The organism is Thalassococcus profundi, from assembly GCF_003344785.1.
GTDB classification, from domain to species: Bacteria; Pseudomonadota; Alphaproteobacteria; order Rhodobacterales; family Rhodobacteraceae; genus Puniceibacterium; species Puniceibacterium profundi.
Genome location: NZ_QPMK01000002.1, coordinates 200,079 through 217,181 on the forward strand (window position 1 = coordinate 200,079; position 17,103 = coordinate 217,181).

20 protein-coding genes are annotated in these 17,103 nt (G+C 66.4%); 11 read left to right on the top strand and 9 right to left on the bottom strand.

The genetic code is table 11. The annotated features are described in order from the left end of the window. Positions 1-38: 38 nt before the first annotated feature. Genes rnhA through ispH form a run of 6 tightly spaced genes read right to left on the bottom strand, consistent with a single transcriptional unit; the run spans position 39 to position 3,633 of the window. Entirely contained in the window at positions 39-509 is a 471-nt protein-coding gene (gene rnhA / locus DU478_RS03320) for a ribonuclease HI (RefSeq protein ID WP_114509712.1), read from the bottom strand. Then, the gene (locus DU478_RS03325; protein WP_114509511.1) at positions 502-1,098 is read right to left on the bottom strand and encodes a class I SAM-dependent methyltransferase; all 597 of its coding nucleotides are present in this window, start codon (positions 1,096-1,098) and stop codon (positions 502-504) included. Before DU478_RS03325 ends, rnhA begins: the two co-directional genes overlap by 8 nt. Beyond that, positions 1,095-1,544, bottom strand: coding sequence for a DUF3429 domain-containing protein (locus tag DU478_RS03330; RefSeq protein WP_114509512.1), 450 nt, complete (start codon positions 1,542-1,544; stop codon positions 1,095-1,097). Before DU478_RS03330 ends, DU478_RS03325 begins: the two co-directional genes overlap by 4 nt. Then, the gene (locus DU478_RS03335; RefSeq protein WP_114509513.1) at positions 1,544-2,158 is read right to left on the bottom strand and encodes a LysE family translocator; all 615 of its coding nucleotides are present in this window, start codon (positions 2,156-2,158) and stop codon (positions 1,544-1,546) included. Before DU478_RS03335 ends, DU478_RS03330 begins: the two co-directional genes overlap by 1 nt. 51 nt (positions 2,159-2,209) lie before the next feature. After that, complete coding sequence (locus DU478_RS03340) at positions 2,210-2,683, bottom strand: pyridoxamine 5'-phosphate oxidase family protein (protein ID WP_114509514.1); 474 nt, start codon at positions 2,681-2,683, stop codon at positions 2,210-2,212. Beyond that, positions 2,683-3,633, bottom strand: a complete 951-nt coding sequence (gene ispH, locus DU478_RS03345) for a 4-hydroxy-3-methylbut-2-enyl diphosphate reductase (protein ID WP_114509515.1) — start codon at positions 3,631-3,633, stop codon at positions 2,683-2,685. Before ispH ends, DU478_RS03340 begins: the two co-directional genes overlap by 1 nt. A gap of 138 nt (positions 3,634-3,771) precedes the next feature. Between ispH and DU478_RS03350 the strand changes: the two genes are divergently transcribed. Continuing rightward, entirely contained in the window at positions 3,772-4,206 is a 435-nt protein-coding gene (locus tag DU478_RS03350; RefSeq protein ID WP_114509516.1) for a c-type cytochrome, read from the top strand. 4 nt (positions 4,207-4,210) lie between these two features. Here DU478_RS03350 and DU478_RS03355 read toward each other — a convergent pair whose 3' ends face one another. Then, positions 4,211-4,654: a YqaA family protein gene (locus DU478_RS03355; protein ID WP_114509517.1), complete on the bottom strand. Its 444-nt coding sequence runs from the start codon at positions 4,652-4,654 to the stop codon at positions 4,211-4,213. Positions 4,655-4,682: 28 nt separating this feature from the next. Further along, a complete protein-coding gene (locus DU478_RS03360) occupies positions 4,683-5,258 on the bottom strand; it encodes a LabA-like NYN domain-containing protein (protein WP_114509518.1) in 576 nt (191 codons plus the stop codon). Positions 5,259-5,426: 168 nt separating this feature from the next. Here DU478_RS03360 and folK point away from each other — a divergent pair, with 168 nt between their 5' ends. The 10 genes from folK to DU478_RS03410 all read left to right on the top strand — a co-directional run bounded on the left by folK (position 5,427) and on the right by DU478_RS03410 (position 16,335). Continuing rightward, complete coding sequence (gene folK, locus DU478_RS03365) at positions 5,427-5,984, top strand: 2-amino-4-hydroxy-6-hydroxymethyldihydropteridine diphosphokinase (RefSeq protein ID WP_325048086.1); 558 nt, start codon at positions 5,427-5,429, stop codon at positions 5,982-5,984. 64 nt (positions 5,985-6,048) lie between these two features. Further along, on the top strand, positions 6,049-6,402 hold the full coding sequence (gene rpoZ / locus DU478_RS03370) for a DNA-directed RNA polymerase subunit omega (protein WP_114509520.1): 354 nt from the start codon (positions 6,049-6,051) through the stop codon (positions 6,400-6,402). Positions 6,403-6,434: 32 nt separating this feature from the next. Beyond that, complete coding sequence (locus DU478_RS03375) at positions 6,435-8,576, top strand: RelA/SpoT family protein (protein WP_114509521.1); 2,142 nt, start codon at positions 6,435-6,437, stop codon at positions 8,574-8,576. A 27-nt stretch (positions 8,577-8,603) separates the two neighbouring features. Then, complete coding sequence (locus tag DU478_RS03380; RefSeq protein WP_114509522.1) at positions 8,604-9,254, top strand: DUF2062 domain-containing protein; 651 nt, start codon at positions 8,604-8,606, stop codon at positions 9,252-9,254. Between the two features lie 28 nt (positions 9,255-9,282). After that, complete coding sequence (locus DU478_RS03385; RefSeq protein WP_114509523.1) at positions 9,283-10,035, top strand: pyridoxine 5'-phosphate synthase; 753 nt, start codon at positions 9,283-9,285, stop codon at positions 10,033-10,035. Between the two features lie 3 nt (positions 10,036-10,038). After that, complete coding sequence (locus DU478_RS03390) at positions 10,039-10,497, top strand: nucleoside deaminase (protein WP_114509524.1); 459 nt, start codon at positions 10,039-10,041, stop codon at positions 10,495-10,497. Then, positions 10,494-10,907, top strand: a complete 414-nt coding sequence (gene acpS, locus DU478_RS03395) for a holo-ACP synthase (RefSeq protein WP_114509525.1) — start codon at positions 10,494-10,496, stop codon at positions 10,905-10,907. The genes DU478_RS03390 and acpS overlap by 4 nt, the downstream gene beginning before the upstream one ends. 291 nt (positions 10,908-11,198) lie before the next feature. Next, entirely contained in the window at positions 11,199-12,374 is a 1,176-nt protein-coding gene (locus DU478_RS03400; protein WP_114509526.1) for an aminotransferase class I/II-fold pyridoxal phosphate-dependent enzyme, read from the top strand. A 22-nt stretch (positions 12,375-12,396) separates the two neighbouring features. Then, positions 12,397-15,459, top strand: a complete 3,063-nt coding sequence (locus tag DU478_RS03405; protein ID WP_114509527.1) for a DNA translocase FtsK — start codon at positions 12,397-12,399, stop codon at positions 15,457-15,459. A 282-nt stretch (positions 15,460-15,741) separates the two neighbouring features. After that, the gene (locus tag DU478_RS03410; protein WP_114509528.1) at positions 15,742-16,335 is read left to right on the top strand and encodes a LolA family protein; all 594 of its coding nucleotides are present in this window, start codon (positions 15,742-15,744) and stop codon (positions 16,333-16,335) included. 45 nt (positions 16,336-16,380) lie between these two features. On the opposite strand, the gene DU478_RS03415 is transcribed toward DU478_RS03410, so the two are convergent. Then, positions 16,381-16,974 carry a transglycosylase SLT domain-containing protein gene (locus DU478_RS03415; protein ID WP_114509529.1) on the bottom strand — a complete coding sequence of 198 codons (594 nt, stop codon included), beginning with the start codon at positions 16,972-16,974 and terminating at the stop codon, positions 16,381-16,383. Positions 16,975-17,103 lie beyond the last annotated feature (129 nt).

Genomic DNA, 17,103 nt, shown 5'->3' on the forward strand with positions numbered 1-17,103 from the left:
GTCGGTGCCCGGGGGCTTAGCCAAGCGCCGCGCCGATGTCACGCCCCGTTGGACTTGCCCGGCTTGAACGGCGCCATCCCGGTCCGCGCCAGTTCGTCGGCGCGCTCGTTCTCGGGATGGCCGGCGTGGCCCTTGACCCATTGCCAGGTGACGTCGTGGGTACGCTGGGCCTCGTCGAGGCGCTGCCAGAGCTCCACGTTCTTGACCGGCTTCTTCGAGGCGGTTTTCCAGCCGTTGCGCTTCCAGCCGTGGATCCAGCCGGTGACGCCGTTCTTCACATAGGCGCTGTCGGTCACGATGGTGATGCGCGTCGGGCGCGACAGGGTTTCCAGCGCGTGGATCGCCGCCAGAAGCTCCATCCGGTTGTTGGTGGTGCCCGCCTCGCCGCCGCAAAGCTCGCGTTCCTTGACGACCCGGTCGCCATCCATGGCGCGCATCAGCACACCCCAGCCGCCCGGGCCGGGATTGCCCGAACAGGCGCCATCGGTATAGGCGAAAAGCTCAGGCATCGGCGACAGCACTCAGGGTAAAGAAGGAGGCGACGCTGCCGTCGAGACCTGGCCCTTCGCCGCGGGTGGCGGGGCCGGGGCTGAAACCTGCGGCGCGCAGCATCGCCTCCATCTCCGGCAGGGTGAAATAGGTGTAGCGGCGGCCGAGGCTGTCGCGGGACTCGCCCGTGCCGTCCTTCACGCCGACGTGCAGCAGACCGCCCGGGACCAGCGCGCGGCGGATCGCCGCGAGGTGTCCGGGCACGTCGGCGCGGTCGGCGTGCAGGAGGCTGAAGTTGGCCCAGACGCCGTCGTATTGCGCCACCGCGTCGAGCGCGTCGAAGGACGCCTGCCAGGCCGTCACGCCGGGGTGCTGCGCGGCGAGGCCGACCATCGTGGCCGAGCCATCGGTGGCATCGACCCGCAGCCCCGCGCGCGCCATGTGCATCGCCGACCGGCCCGGACCGCAGCCGAAGTCGAGCACGCGGCCATCGGCGGGCATCGCGGCGATGAAGGCCAGCAGGGTGGCATCGGCCGCCTTGTCCGAGAACACTTTTTGATAGGTCAGCGCCATGTCGTCGTAGACGCGCAGGGTGTCGCGGTCGGTCACAGGAACACCCCGACAGAAAGGCAGGCCACGACGACGGCGGTGAGCAGGAGACGCAGGCGCATCCACCAGTCCGGCGCGAGGCCCCAGCGGGCGAATTGCGCATCGAGGATCAAGAGGCCCAGGAACCCGAAGATCAGGTTCATGCCGGCGCTGACCGGCCCGCCGCCGACCATGAAGAACGCCCAAAGCGCCGGGATCACCGACAAGGCATAGCCTGTCGCCGCCCGCGCACCGCCCGCGCGCGCGGCAAAGCCCCAGAGCACACCCGACATGAACGCCAGGATCACCGTGCCGTAGCTCAGCTGCACATAAGGCCCGACGAACCGCGGGCCGAGCACTTCGAGCCCGAAATCCGCAAGCGACGGCACCAGCAGCGTCAGCGCCCCCCATACAAAGGGGATCAGGCCGGCAAGGCCGAGGGTCAGGGCAGAGCGTGGGATCGGCATCAGGCGCGTTCGAGGGCCAGACGTCCCGCCAGCGCGCAGAAGAGCGCGGCAAAGGAGCGGTTGAGCCAGCGCATGATCCGCGCGCTCGACAGCAGCCAGTCGCGCGCCTGCGCGGCAAAGAGACCGTAGAGGACGAAAACCACGAAGGTCATGGCCATGAAGATCGCGCCCATCGCCACCATCTCGAGCGTCGCGGTGGCCGGGTTTCCCGACAGGAAGGGCGGCAGCAGGGCCAAGAAGAAGATCGACAGCTTGGGGTTCAGGATGTTGATCAACGCCCCGCGCCGCGCCGTGCGCCAGAAACTGTCCGCCTGACGGTCGGCGCTGACCGAAAGCGAACCGTCGGATTTCAGCGCCTGCCAGGCGAGGTAGAGCAGGTAGGCGACCCCGGCGAATTTCACCGCGTTGAAAAGCAGCGCCGAGGTGTGCAGCACCGCCGCGAGGCCCAGCGTCGCCGCCAGCAGGTGCGGCAGGATGCCAAGGGTGCAGCCCAGCGCCGCCGCCACGGAAGGCCAGCGCCCCTGCCCGAGGCCGATGGCCAGCGTGTAGATCACGCCGGTGCCGGGGGCGAGGACGACGACCAGGGCGGTCAGGAGGAAGTGCAGGCTGATCATCGGCGGTCCCTCATGTTGCCGGCCCCTTGTCGGGCAAACCGGGTTGCAGGGTCAAGAGCCCGCGCCGCCGTCGCGGGCCAGATTCGGGCCCGTGCGGAAATAGCTGACATCGTTGGTGAAGGTGCTGTCGGGCACCAGCCGGATCAGGCGGCCGTCGGGGGCGTCGATCCGGGCGACGGTCTCGATGAACCACGGATTCCAGGTCTCGGGCGCCCCGAGGTAGCGCGTCAGCAGACGACGGAAGAGCGCGGTGTCCATCGGCTCGACCGTGGCGGTGCCGTGCAGGCCGAGGTGGCGCAGGCGGCCGGCAGGATTGTCGTACTCCACGATCTCGACCGAGGCGCGGGCGTCGCGGGCCAGCCGCCGGGCCGAACTGGCACTCTCATCGGACAGCATCCAGAGCGCGTCGTCCTTCCAGGCGTACCAGCAGGGGGCGCTGCGTGGCGCGCCGTCTTCGGAGAGCGTGCAGAGGATCGCCATCAGCGGCAGGCGCAGGACCTCCTGCGGGTCGAAGCCCTGCGGCATCAGGCCGGTTCGCGCAGCACGCGGGGGACCTTGAACTCGACGTTTTCCTGCGCCGTCTCGACCTTCTTCACCGTCACGTCGTAGCGCGCGCGGAAGGCGTCGATCACCTCGTCGATCAGCACCTCGGGGGCGCTGGCCCCGGCGGTGATACCCACCGACGCGATGCCTTCGAGCGCCCGCCAGTCGATGTTCTCGGCCCGCATCACCAGCTGGCTGTAGGCGCAGCCGGCCTTGCGGCCGACCTCGACCAGCCGTTGCGAATTGGAGGAATTGGGTGCACCGACCACCAGCATGGCATCGCAGTCGGGCGCCATCGCCTTGACCGCTTCCTGCCGGTTGGTGGTGGCATAGCAGATGTCTTCCTTGTGCGGGCCAACGATCGCCGGGAACCGGTCCTTCAGCGCCGCAACGATATCGGACGTGTCATCGACCGACAGCGTGGTCTGAGTGACGAAGGCGAGCTTTTCCGGATCACGCACCTCGACCGTCGCCACGTCCTCGACGGTTTCCACCAGCAGCACCTCGCCAGGAGGCAACTGGCCCATCGTGCCGATGGTTTCGGGATGGCCCGCATGGCCGATCATGATCATCTGCAACCCGTTCTCGGCATGGCGCGCGGCCTCTATGTGGACCTTGCTGACCAGCGGACAGGTAGCGTCGACATAGACCATTTCGCGCTTCGCCGCCTCGGCGGGCACGGCCTTGGGCACGCCGTGGGCGGAAAAGATCACTGGCCGGTCCGGCGGACAGTCGTCCAGCTCCTCGACGAATACCGCGCCCTGGTCACGCAGGGCATCCACCACGAACTTGTTGTGCACGATCTCGTGGCGCACGTAGACCGGAGCGCCCCATTTCTGCAGCGCCATCTCGACGATCTTGATCGCGCGGTCCACGCCGGCGCAGAATCCGCGCGGTGCGGCAAGGTAAAGGGTCAGCGGTGGCTTGGTCATTTCTGGCCTCCTGAGTTCCTCCAGACCTAAGCAAAGCGGGTCCACCCGTCCAGAGGCATTGCCGGTCACGGCGATGTGAGTGGCCTGCCCCCTGCTGGAAGCTGCAAAGCTGCGTTGGTTCCAACCTCAGGAGTGACCATGCTGCGCCCGATCCTCGCCACCGTTGCGATTTTTGCCCCGTCCACCGTGCTGGCCCAGGGGCTTCTGCCCTATACCGATGCCGCGCGCGTGGCCGCCGGAGCGGAACTCTACGCAGAGAACTGCGCGTCCTGCCACGGCGCGGACCTGCAGGGGCAGCCGAACTGGAAGGTGCGCGACGCCGACGGCTACCTGCCGGCCCCGCCGCACGACGTGACCGGGCACACCTGGCACCATCCCGATACGCAGTTGATCGACATCGTGTCGCGCGGCACCGAGGCAATCGTCGGCAACGGCTACGCATCCCGGATGATCGGTTACGGCGAGATCCTGTCGGACCAGGAGATTCGCGACGTTCTGGCCTATATCAAGAGCACCTGGCCTGCCGAGGTGATCGAGATGCACAACGACATCAACGCGCGGTCGGGCAGCTGAGCCGTCAGGCACCCGAGGCCGACGCCGTGGCCCAGGCCACCGCGATATAGCGGCCGGTCTTGGCAAGGCTCACCAGCAGCACGAACAGCCAGACCGGCGTACGCATCATGCCCGCGACGACGGTGAAGGCGTCCCCAAGCGGCGCCCAGCTCAGCAACAGCGTCCAGACGCCCCAGCGGCGGTACCAGCCCTGCGCGCGGTCCAGCTGCGCCGGCGTCACCGGGAACCAGCGGCGGTCGCGGAACCGCTCTATCCCCGCGCCCATCACGTAGTTCACGCAGGCGCCAAGGATGTTGCCGACGCTGGCAAACAGTACCAGCAGCCACACCGCCGCGTCTTCACGCAACTGCATGGCCACGAACACGATTTCGGACTGGAACGGCAGCAGGGTGGCCGCGCCGAAGGCCGTTGCGAACAGCACCCCGAGCGCGGTCAACTCTGCCATCATCGCGGGAAACCCGCGTCAGGCCGGGCGATCAATTGCCGCCGCTGGCCACTTCGAAGTTACGCTCTTGCGGCACGTCGCGAGGCGGGCGGCCGATCACGTCCTTGAGCTCGTCGAGTTCGATGAAGTTGTCGGCCTGGCGACGCAACTCGTCGGCGATCATCGGCGGCTGGCTGCGGATGGTCGACACGACCGACACGCGCACGCCCTGGCGCTGCAGCGATTCGACCAGCGGACGGAAATCCCCATCGCCCGAGAACAGCACGATGTGATCGACGCGCGGCGCCAGTTCCATCGCGTCGACGGTCAGCTCGATGTCCATGTTGCCCTTGACCTTACGCCGACCCTGGCTGTCGGTGTATTCCTTGGCCGGTTTGGTCACCATGGTGAAACCGTTGTAGTGCAGCCAGTCTACCAGCGGGCGGATCGGAGAATACTCGTCATTTTCCAAAAGAGCCGTGTAGTAGAAGGCGCGCAGCATCTTGCCCCGACGCACGAATTCCTGGCGCAGAAGCTTGTAGTCGATATCGAACCCAAGCGCCTTGGCTGCGGCGTAGAGGTTCGACCCGTCTATGAACAGCGCCAGCCGTTCGTCCTTGTAAAACATCAAAATGTCCTTTCGATAAATAGGGAAAGCCGGGGGTCCGTGAGTGGCGATGTTCGTGAGTGAGTATTGGCCTTCCACTGTGGCGGAAAATAGGTAAAAGCAAATCCGCTTCAAGTAATCTAATGAGAAAAGGATACGCATATTCCACCCGACGGACAAGAAATTCTGATTGCCCTAGGGTCAAACCTTGGGGTGAGCGCAAGATCGCCGACACAAACACTGGTTGCATGCCTCGCGGCTTTTCCTGCGGCTGGACTGCGCTTGAGACGGCTGAGCCGTTTTTTTTCAACACCTTGCTTTCCGCCGGGCGCGGGCCCCGATTACGTGAACGCCGCGGCCGTGCTGACCGCTTCGGGAACCGCTGGCGAAATTCTGCGCAAATTGCATGACGTGGAGGCATCTTTTGGGCGGGAGCGCTGCGAACGATGGGGCATGCGGACGCTCGACCTCGATCTTCTGGGCGTCGGATCGCAGGTTTTGCCCGACCGCGCGACTTACGAATCATGGTCCAGCCTGCCCTTGGACCAGCAGCGGGAGCGCACGCCCGACCGGCTGATCCTGCCGCATCCGCGTTTGCACGAACGCGCATTCGTGCTTGTGCCCCTGGCCGATGTTGCGCCAGACTGGGTGCATCCGGTCTTGCACCGGTCCGTGTCGGCCCTGTGCGACGCGCTTCCTCCCGAAGCGCGCGCAGAGGTGGTGCCGAGCGCCGATATCGGCTTGTAAATCCGGCAGTCGCGCGTTAGGTATTCACCTTCTGACGGCGACCCGACTGATATTGGAGTGTTCCATGGCCCGCGTGACGGTAGAAGATTGCGTTGACAAAGTTCCCAACCGGTTCGAGCTGGTGATGCTTGCCGCGCACCGTGCCCGCGAAATTTCCTCGGGCGCCGCGATCACCGTGGACCGCGACAACGACAAGAACCCGGTCGTGTCGCTGCGCGAAATCGCTGACGAGACCCAGTCCGCCGACGAGCTGCGCGAGCGTCTGATCGAATCGAACCAGACCCAGATCGAGGTCGACGAACCCGAAGAGGACGCAATGGCGCTGCTCATGGGATCCGAACCCGACAAGCCCGCCGACGACGACATGTCCGAGGAAAAGCTGCTGCGCGCCCTGATGGAGGCGCAAGGCCAGGGGTGATCCCGCGCCGAGGCTCAGGTTGAGGACCTCCCATGATCGCGGCCGAAGACCTGATTGCCCTCGTACGCAACTACAATCCAAAGACCGACGAAAAACGCATCCGCGCCGCCTATGATTACGGCAAGCGGATGCACGAAGGCCAGCAACGCCAATCGGGCGAGCCGTACTTCACCCATCCGGTGTCGGTGGCGGCGATCCTGACAGAGCAACAGCTCGACGATGCCACGATCATCACCGCGCTGTTGCACGACACGATCGAAGACACCAAATCGACCTATGCCGAGATCGCTGAGCGTTTCGGCACCGAGGTGGCCGACCTCGTCGACGGCGTGACCAAGCTGACCAACCTGCAACTCTCCAGCTCCGAGACCAAGCAGGCCGAGAACTTCCGCAAGCTTTTCATGGCCATGTCCAAGGACCTGCGGGTGATCCTGGTCAAGCTCGCCGACCGGCTACACAACATGCGCACGATCAAGGCGATGCGCAGCGAAAAGCAGGTGCAGAAGGCGCGCGAGACCATGGATATCTATGCGCCGCTCGCGGGTCGCATGGGCATGCAGTGGATGCGCGAGGAACTCGAGGACCTGGCGTTCCGGGTGCTCAATCCCGAGGGCCGCGCGTCGATCATCCGGCGCTTCATCACCCTGCAAAAAGAGGCCGGCGACGTGATCCACCGGATCACCAGCGACATGCGCGCCGAACTCGACAAGGCCAAGATCGAGGCAGACGTCTTCGGCCGCGCGAAAAAGCCCTATTCGATCTGGCGTAAGATGCAGGAAAAGGACATGGGCTTTTCGCGCCTGTCCGACATCTACGGGTTTCGCGTCATCACCCGGACCGAGATGGACTGCTACCGTGCGCTCGGCACGATCCACCAGCGCTGGCGCGCCGTGCCGGGGCGGTTCAAGGATTACGTCAGCCAGCCCAAGTCGAACGGCTACCGCAGCATCCACACCACCGTGTCGGGCCGCGACGGCAAGCGGGTCGAGGTGCAGATTCGCACCCGCCAGATGCACGATGTCGCCGAAACCGGCGTCGCCGCGCATTGGTCCTACCGCGACGGCGTGCGGTCCAAGAACCCGTTTGCCGTCGACCCGGCGCGCTGGATCTCGTCGCTCACAGAACAGTTCACCGCCGAAGAGGATCACGAGGATTTCCTCGAGGCGGTCAAGCTCGAGATGTACACCGACCAGGTGTTCTGCTTCACCCCCAAGGGCGACGTGGTGAAACTGCCGCGCGGCGCGACGCCGCTGGATTTCGCCTATGCGATTCACACCCGCATCGGGTCCGCTTGCGTCGGCGCCAAGGTCGACGGGCTGCGGGTGCCGCTCTGGACCCGGATGAAGAACGGCCAGTCGGTCGAGATCATCACCGCCGAAGGCCAGACACCGCAGGCGACCTGGCTCGACATTGCCACCACCGGCAAAGCAAAAAGCGCCATTCGCCGCGCCCTGCGCGAGGCCAACCGCGAACGCTTCATCAAGCTGGGGCACGAACTGGCGCGCTCGGCCTTCGAACATGTCGGCAAGAAGGCCAGCGACAAGGTGCTGGAACGCGCCGCCCGCACCCTGCGGCTCGACGATGCCGACACGGTGCTGGCGCGGCTGGGCAGCGCCGAACTGACCGCGCGCGAGGTGGTGCAGGCGGTCTATCCCGATCTCGCGCCGCAGAAATCCGGCGACGTGGACATCAACCGCGCCGTCATCGGCCTGACCCACGGGCAGGGTTTCACCCGGGCGCGCTGCTGCCAGCCGCTGCCGGGCGAACGAATCGTCGGACTGACCCATCGCGGCAGCGGCGTGATCGTGCACACCATCGACTGCGCCGCCCTGGCCGAGGCCGAGGAACAGCCCGGCCGCTGGATCGACCTGCACTGGGCCTCGGGCAACCATCCGGCAGGCTACGCCGTGACCCTCGATCTGACCATCGGCAACGATGCCGGCGTCCTGGGACGGATTTGCACATTGATCGGAGAGCAGAAGGCCAATATCTCGAACCTGCAATTCGTGGACCGCAAACCCGATTTCTTCCGATTGCTGCTGGATGTCGAACTGCGCGACGTTGAGCATCTGCATTCGCTGATGTCGGCCCTGGACGCGGAGAGCGATGTCGCTTCGATCGAACGCAGGCGCGATCCGGCTCTGGCCCTGGGCGCCGCGGCCGCGGCCGAGTAGCGCGGGAAAGAAAGGACAGGGCACTTCGTGTTCAAGCGCCGGGACAGACGGCCCCTTTGGAAGGCACTCCTGCAAGCGCTCTGGCCGCGTGGCGGCTGGGGGCGTGCGGCGCGCTATGTCCAGCATCGGCTGCACCGGCTGCCCGATCCGCCGGAAAAGATCGCCCGCGGCATCTTCGCCGGCGTGTTCACCACGTTCACGCCCTTCTACGGCCTGCATTTCTTTATCGCCGCCGGGCTGGCCTGGATCATGCGCGGCAATATCGTCGCCGCCCTGCTGGGCACATTCTTCGGCAACCCGCTGACCTACGTGCCCATCGGCGTCGTCGCGATGAAGACCGGGCACTGGATGCTGGGGCTCGACCATCCCGAGGGCGTGCACCGGTCGATCGGGCGCAAGTTCGTCGAGGCCGGGCGCGACCTGACCGACAATTTCTACGCCATCTTCACCGACAAGACCGCCAATTGGCAGGACCTGTCGATCTTCTACTACGAGGTCTTCTGGCCCTACCTGGTCGGCGGCATCGTGCCCGGCATCGTCACCGCGCTGATCTGCTACTATGTCTCGGTGCCGCTGATCCGCGTCTACCAGAAGCGCCGCCGCGGCGCGATCATGGCCAAGTTCGTGGCGCTCAAGAAAAAGAAGAAACAGGCTGACGGCGGCGCCTCGTCGGACTAGGTTCGCGGCAAACCTCTTGAGGGCCGCCATGACTGAATTTGCCGGACGCCTGCGCCTGGGCGTCAACATCGACCACGTCGCCACCGTGCGCAACGCCCGCGGCAGCGCCTATCCCGACCCCCTGCGCGCCGCGAAGCTGGCCGAAGAGGCCGGCGCCGACGGCATCACCGCGCATCTGCGCGAAGACCGACGCCACATCTCGGATGCGGACATCGAAGGCTTGGTTGAGAGGCTGACCGTTCCGCTCAACTTCGAGATGGCCGCCACCGACGAGATGCAGAAGATCGCCCTGCGCCACAAACCGCACGCGGTCTGCATCGTCCCGGAAAAGCGCGAGGAACGCACCACCGAAGGCGGGCTCGAGGTCGCGCGCGAGGAAAACCGTCTGGCGCATTTTATCGCTCCCCTGCGCGAGGCCGGCTGCCGCGTCTCGATCTTCATCGCCGCCGATCCCGCCCAGATCGAAGCGGCGCACCGCATCGGCGCCGAGGTGATCGAACTGCACACCGGCGCCTATTGCGACTTCCACGCCGAGGGCGACTTTGCCGCCCGCGACGCCGAACTCGACCGGCTGAGCGACATGGCCGCCATGGCCCACGACCTCGGACTCGAGGTCCATGCCGGCCACGGGCTGACCTACGACACCGTCACCCCCATCGCAGCGCTGCCGCAGGTGATGGAGCTCAACATCGGCCATTTCCTGATCGGCGAATCGATCTTCCGCGGCTTGCAACCCGCCATTGCCGAGATGCGCCGCCTGATGGACGCGGCCCGCGCCTGAGCCATGTCGCTGACCGTCCTCGAACAGCAGGCGCTCGACGCGGTGATCGACATGGCCTGCGCCCGTTTCGTCCCGGGGCAGGGGCCGGTCTTCACCGCCGCCGTCGTGCAGGGCGACACCGTGCTGACGCTCGATGCCAACGAGGTCTCGGAAAGCTGCGACCCCTCGCGCCATGCCGAAGTCGCGGCCATCGCCCGTGCCGCCGAACGCCTTGGCCGGACGGATCTTTCGGGCTGCACGCTGATCGCCTCCATGCAACCCTGCGAGATGTGCCTTGCCGCCATGCGCTGGTCGGGCATCGACCGGCTGGTCTTCGCCATGCCGCAGGAAGACGCGCCCGCGTTCTTCCAGTTTCCCGGCCTCACGCTCGACGACTTCGCCCGCGCCGCAAAAACCCCGTTCCACTGGCATGGCGGCATCGGCAAGGACCGCGTCGCGCATATCTACAAGGACGCGCCATGATCCTCGGCATCGGCACCGATCTGGCGAACATCGACCGCATCGCCGCGACGCTCGACCGCTTCGGCGACCGCTTTCGCAACCGCGTCTTCACCGACACCGAGCAGCGCAAGGCCGAGCGCCGCGCCGACACGCCCGGCACCTACGCCAAACGCTGGGCCGCGAAGGAAGCCTGCTCCAAGGCCCTGGGCACCGGCCTGCGCATGGGCATCGCCTGGAAGGACATGGCGGTGAGCAACCTTTCCACCGGTCAGCCGGTGATGCAGGTCACCGGCTGGGCCGCCGACCGGCTGGCGGCCATGACCCCGCCCGGCCACGTTGCGATCATCCACGTCACGCTCACCGACGACCATCCCTGGGCGCAGGCCTTTATCCTGATCGAGGCGCGTCCCATCGCCCAGGCCCCCGACTGACCCCGTTTCCGCCCCCAAGACCCCTGCGCGCGCAGAAGACGCTGCATCGCCGCTGGACCGGTCGCCCGACACCCGCCGCCCCTTCATCTTGCCGATAAACTCCAGAGAGCACGAGAGACAGCGTCTCTCGTACCCGCGCGCCGCGCGGGTCACACTCGGCAAAATTCAACGATGCGATTTTCCTGCCACAGGTCCCCGAATCCAAAGCGTTTTTCTGGACGCCTGCCCACCCTTTGCGTATCCTGATCCAAAGCGGGACGGCCATGATCCCGCAATCTGAGGCAGTCGAATATGTTTCCCGAGCGGTTTTCGAACCTACCGGCCTATGCGTTTCCGCGCCTGCGGAGCCTTTTGGACGCCCATGATCCGGGCGGCCCTGTCACGCATATGAGCATCGGAGAGCCGAAACATGCCTTTCCGCCCTGGATCACCGAGATCATCGTGCAATCCGCGCAGGACTTCGGCCGTTACCCGACGAACGAAGGCACGCCCGAACTGCTGGACGCCATCGCCGCCTGGCTCCACCGCCGCTACGGCGTGACCCAGCCGGCCGAGCAGATCATGGTGCTCAACGGCACGCGCGAAGGGCTCTACAACGCCGCCATGGCGCTCTGCCCCGAAACCAAGCGCGGCAAGACGCCGGCGGTTCTGACGCCCAACCCCTTCTACCAGGTCTATGCGGTCGCCGCGGCCTCGGTCGGCGCCGAGCCGGTCTTTGTGCCCGCGACCGACGCCACCGGACACCTGCCCGACTACACCGGCCTCCCGGCAGAGGTGCTCGACCGCACCGCGCTGGCCTACATCTGTTCACCGGCGAATCCGCAGGGCGCCGTGGCCAGCCGCGCCTACTGGCAGGAGCTGATCGCGCTGGCCGAAAAGCACGATTTCCGCATCCTCGCCGACGAATGCTATTCCGAGATCTACCGCGACGACCCGCCGGTGGGCGCCCTGCAGGTGGCGCGCGACATGGGCGCGGACCCCGAGCGCGTGGCAATCTTCCATTCCCTGTCGAAACGCTCGAACCTGCCGGGTCTGCGCTCGGGCTTCGTCGCAGGCGGGCCGGAGACCATCCGCCGCATCCGCCAGTTGCGCAACTACGCCGGCGCGCCGCTGCCACTGCCGCTTCAGCACGTGGCGGAAAAGGTCTGGGCGGACGAGGCGCACGTGGTCGAGAACCGCGCGCTCTATGCCGAGAAATTCGCGCTGGCCGACCGCATCCTGGGCAACGTGCCGGGCTACCGTGCGCCGCAGGCCGGGTTCTTCCTGTGGCTGCCGGTCGAGGACGGCGAGGCGGCGGCGCTGAAGCTCTGGCGCGAGACCGGCGTGCGGGTGCTGCCCGGCGCGTACCTGTCGCGCGACGTGGGCGGCGGCAACCCCGGCGCGGGCTACATACGGGTCGCCATGGTGGCCCCCAAGGATGAAACGCAGCGCGGGCTCGAGACGCTCCGCGACTGTCTCTATGCATAAGAAGAAACGAGGCGAGGACGTAATGGCTTATCAGGCACGGGGGCGCGATCCCCTCTTCGACAGCAACATGCAGGCCGCGATCGAAAAGCGGGGCAAGGAACTGATGGGCCTTGCACTTGTGGTGCTGGGGCTGATGGCCGCCGCAATGATCGCCTCCTACACGCCCGAAGACCCAAGCTGGCTGTCGGCCACGGACGCACCTGTGCAGAACTGGATGGGCCGGCTGGGCGCCTCCATCGCGGCGCCGCTGTTCATGATCGTGGGGCTGGGCAGCTGGGGGCTCGCGCTGGTGCTGATGGTCTGGGGTGTGCGCATGGTCGTGCACCAGGGCGACGACCGCGCCCTGTCCTGCCTCATCTTCGCGCCGATCTGGGTCGCCCTCTCGGCGGTCTATGCCGCCGGTCAGCCGGTCGATGCGAGCTGGAGCCATTCCTTCGGACTGGGCGGCCTTTTCGGCGACATGATGCTGGGATCGCTCCTGAACCTGCTGCCGCTCAGCGCAAGCCTCGGCCTGAAAATGGCCATGCTGCTGCTCGGCGCCGGGATCGTCGCGCTGGGGGCGTTCGTGCTGGGCTTCACCAAGCCCGAGCTGCGCGCCATTGCACGGTTTCTCGTGCTGGGCGTGGTGATGGTCTATGCGACGCTGCTGTCTGTGCTGGGCCGCGGCGCGTCGGGCGCCGTGCAGGCAGCCATGTCGATGCAGGATGCTCATGCCGCGCGCCGCGAACGCCGCAAGGCCGAAGCCGCCGAAGCCGCCGCCTGGGCCGCGGCGCAAGAGGCGGTGCCGGCCCCGCCGGTGTCGCGCCGGCGCGTGCAGCCGAGCGTGACAGCCGCCCCCTCCCCTGCCCCGGCCGAGGACGATTATCCCGAGGCCCCGCGCGCCGAAAAGACCGGCTTCCTTGCGCGGATGCCGCAGCTGATCAAGCGCCCGGACCCGCTTCCCGAGCCGGAACTCGTGGAGGCAGAGACCTTTGCCGGCGAAGCCGAGATGCCCGGCGACGACCGCATCCGCGCCAAGATCGCCGATGTGATCAAGTCTCGCATCCGCCAGCCCGAGCCGCCCATCGAAGAGACCGCACCGCTCACCAAGGGCCGCGGCCGCCGTCCCGAGCCGCTGATCGTCCATACCACACGGGGCCATGCCCTGCCGCCCGAACCGCCGCTGACCGCGCGCCACGCCGCCGCACAAGCCACCCCGACGGCAGACGACCGTCTGGCTGCGCCGATGACGGCAGCGGGCGCCGCCACCGCTGCCGCCGCGACGGTCGCGCGCGCCGCGGCCCCCTCCCCTGCCCTGTCGCGGGTCGCGGCACCGTCCGCCGTCCCCCCTGCCCCGTCGATGCACGACCACGAGGATGGCCGCGACGAGGTGTTGACCGATTTCGAGGATGACGACGACGACGGCTATGACGTGCAGTCCTACATCGCCGACCAGGCCCAGGCGCCGCGCGTACCCGGGGCCGAGCCCCGGAAGGTGGTGCAGCAACCGGCGCGCAAACCCGTCCAGACCTCGCGCCGCGCCCAGGAAGAGGCGCAGCCGCGGCTCAAGTTCGAAGAGCCCGAGGTCGAATACGAACTGCCGCCGCTGTCGCTCTTGATGAACCCCGACACCATCACCCGCCACCACCTGAGCGACGACGCGCTCGAGGAGAACGCGCGGATGCTGGAATCGGTGCTGGACGACTACGGCGTCAAGGGCGAGATCGTCAGCGTCCGCCCCGGCCCCGTCGTCACCATGTACGAACTGGAACCGGCGCCGGGCCTCAAGGCCAGCCGCGTGATCGGCCTGGCCGACGACATCGCCCGGTCGATGTCGGCGCTGTCGGCGCGTGTCTCGACCGTGCCGGGACGCAGCGTGATCGGTATTGAACTGCCCAACGACAACCGCGAGATGGTGGGCTTCCGCGAGATCCTGTCGACCCGCGACTTCGGCGACGGCAACCAGAAGCTGCCGCTGGCGCTCGGCAAGGACATCGGCGGCGATCCGATCGTCGCCAACCTCGCCAAGATGCCCCACCTGCTGATCGCCGGGACCACCGGGTCAGGCAAATCCGTGGCGATCAACACCATGATCCTGTCGCTGCTCTACAAGCTGACGCCCAACGACCTGCGGCTGGTGATGATCGACCCCAAGATGCTCGAACTTTCCGTCTATGACGGCATTCCGCACCTGCTGTCGCCGGTGGTGACCGACCCGAAAAAGGCCGTCGTGGCGCTCAAGTGGGTCGTGGGCGAGATGGAGGAACGCTATCGCAAGATGTCCAAGATGGGCGTCCGCAACATCGACGGCTACAACGGCCGCGTCGCCGACGCGCTGAAGAAGGGCGAAATGTTCAGCCGTACCGTCCAGACCGGGTTCGACGACGACACCGGTGAGCCTGTGTTCGAGACCGAGGAATTCGAACCCAAGAAGATGCCCTACATCGTCGTCATCGTGGACGAGATGGCCGACCTGATGATGGTCGCGGGCAAGGAGATTGAAGCCTGCATCCAGCGCCTCGCGCAGATGGCGCGGGCGAGCGGCATTCACCTGATCATGGCGACGCAGCGCCCGTCCGTGGACGTCATCACCGGCACGATCAAGGCCAACTTCCCCACGCGGATCAGCTTCCAGGTGACCTCCAAGATCGACAGCCGCACCATCCTGGGCGAGATGGGGGCGGAGCAGCTTCTCGGCATGGGCGACATGCTCTACATGGCCGGCGGCGCCAAGATCACCCGCTGCCACGGGCCGTTCGTCAGCGATGAAGAGGTCGAGGAGGTGGTCAACCACCTCAAGGCCTTCGGCCCGCCCTCCTATGTCGGCGGCGTCGTCGAAGGCCCGGACGAGGAAAAGGCCGATGGCATCGACGCGGTGCTGGGACTGTCCACCGGCGGCAACACTGACGGCGAGGACGCGCTCTACGACCAGGCCGTCGCCATCGTCATCAAGGACCGCAAGTGTTCGACCTCCTACATCCAGCGCAAGCTGGCCATCGGCTACAACAAGGCCGCGCGGCTGGTCGAGCAGATGGAGGACGAGGGCGTCGTCAGCGCCGCCAACCACGTCGGCAAGCGCGAGATCCTGGTGCCGGAACAGCACTGAGCCGGGCGAAGACAGCTTTGGACATGCACAACGCCGGGCCCCTGGTCCGGCGTTTTCCGTTTGCAGCGCTGTGCCCGGGACCCGCATGTCGTGAAGGTCGAGATGAACCAAAGCCTCCGGCGGGAGTTTAGGGGCAAGATGAAGCCTGGAGCCTTGCGCGCGAGCGGTGGCGTGGACCCCGGAAAAGGCCGGGAGTCGCCCATGACACGGAGCTGCTATCGCATATCAGCGCCCCAGGCCCCATATGAAACCGAGACGACACGAGCAGACAGGACCGAATCCATGAGACTTGCCCCCCTTTTCGCCGCCGCGGTGCTGAGCATCGCCACTGCCCTTCCGGCCGCGGCCGCCAAGCTGTCGCTGAACGAGATTTCCGGCTATCTCAACCAGCTGCAATCGGCGACCGGCAGCTTTACCCAGATCAACGGCGACGGTACGATCAGCACCGGCACGATTTACATCAAGCGGCCGGGCAAGGTGCGGTTCGAATACAAGCCGCCCGAACAGGCGCTGGTCATGGCCAATTCCGGGCAGGTGGCGATCTTCGACAAGAAGCTGGGCGGCCAGCCCGACAGCTATCCGCTGAGCCAGACGCCGCTGTCGATCATCCTCGCGCGCAACGTCAATCTTGCACAGGCGGGCATGGTGCAGGGTCACAGCTATGACGGCACCGCGACGATCGTGACGGCGCAGGATCCGAAGCGGCCCGAATACGGGTCGATCCAGCTCAAGTTCACCGACAACCCGGTGGAGTTGCGCCAGTGGATCATCACCGATCAGAACGGCGGACAGACCACCGTCGTGCTGGGTGGCCTGAACCGCGGCGAGGTCAGCAACCGGATGTTCGACATCCGCGGCGAGATCGCCCGGCAGTGATGCAACCGGCGGGGCGCGCGTCGCCCCGCCAACTGCATTTCCGGATCAGCGCGCCGCGCGACAGGACGCAAGCTGCGCCTGGTAAAGCCGCGACCGGTTGTCGACCTCGCCGGCGACCCGAACCAGCCACGCCTTGCTGTTGTAGCTGCCGCGGGAATAGCCGGTCCGGCCCTCGTGATAGGCCAGGTAGTGGTTGCGCGCGTCGTACATCTGCAGGCCGAGGCTGTCGCGGCTCTTGGCCATATACCAGCCCATGAAATCGGTGGCGTCGCGGATGTCGTCCCGCTTGGCGCGCCGGTTGCCGGTTTCCTCCAGGTATTCGTCCCAGGTGCCGTCCAGCGCCTGGCTGTATCCGAAGGCCGAACTTTGCCGGCCCATCGGGATCACGCCCAGCGTATAGCGGAACGGCGTCCGGGCGTTGCCGATGAATTTGCTTTCCTGGTAGATCGTCGCCATCTGGACATGCATCGGTACGCCCCATTTGCGCTCTGCGGCACGGAAGGCGCGGGTGTAATGCGGGCGCTCGGTGAGAATCGCGCAGGCATTGTCCAGGTCGCGCGGCGCGGAAAAGTCTCCGCCGCCGCCCCCGCAGGACGCCGCCAACAACACGATCACCAATGCGCGAAGAGTTCTGCTCATCTGCCTCTCGCTCGTTTTCTTGGTTTTTTATTGCGAATACCCTACCTGATAAGAGCAGCCGGGGAAATCACAATTCCCGTGACCGGCGGGGCCTTGCGCGCCCGGACCGTCGTGGGATCGGGCTCAGAC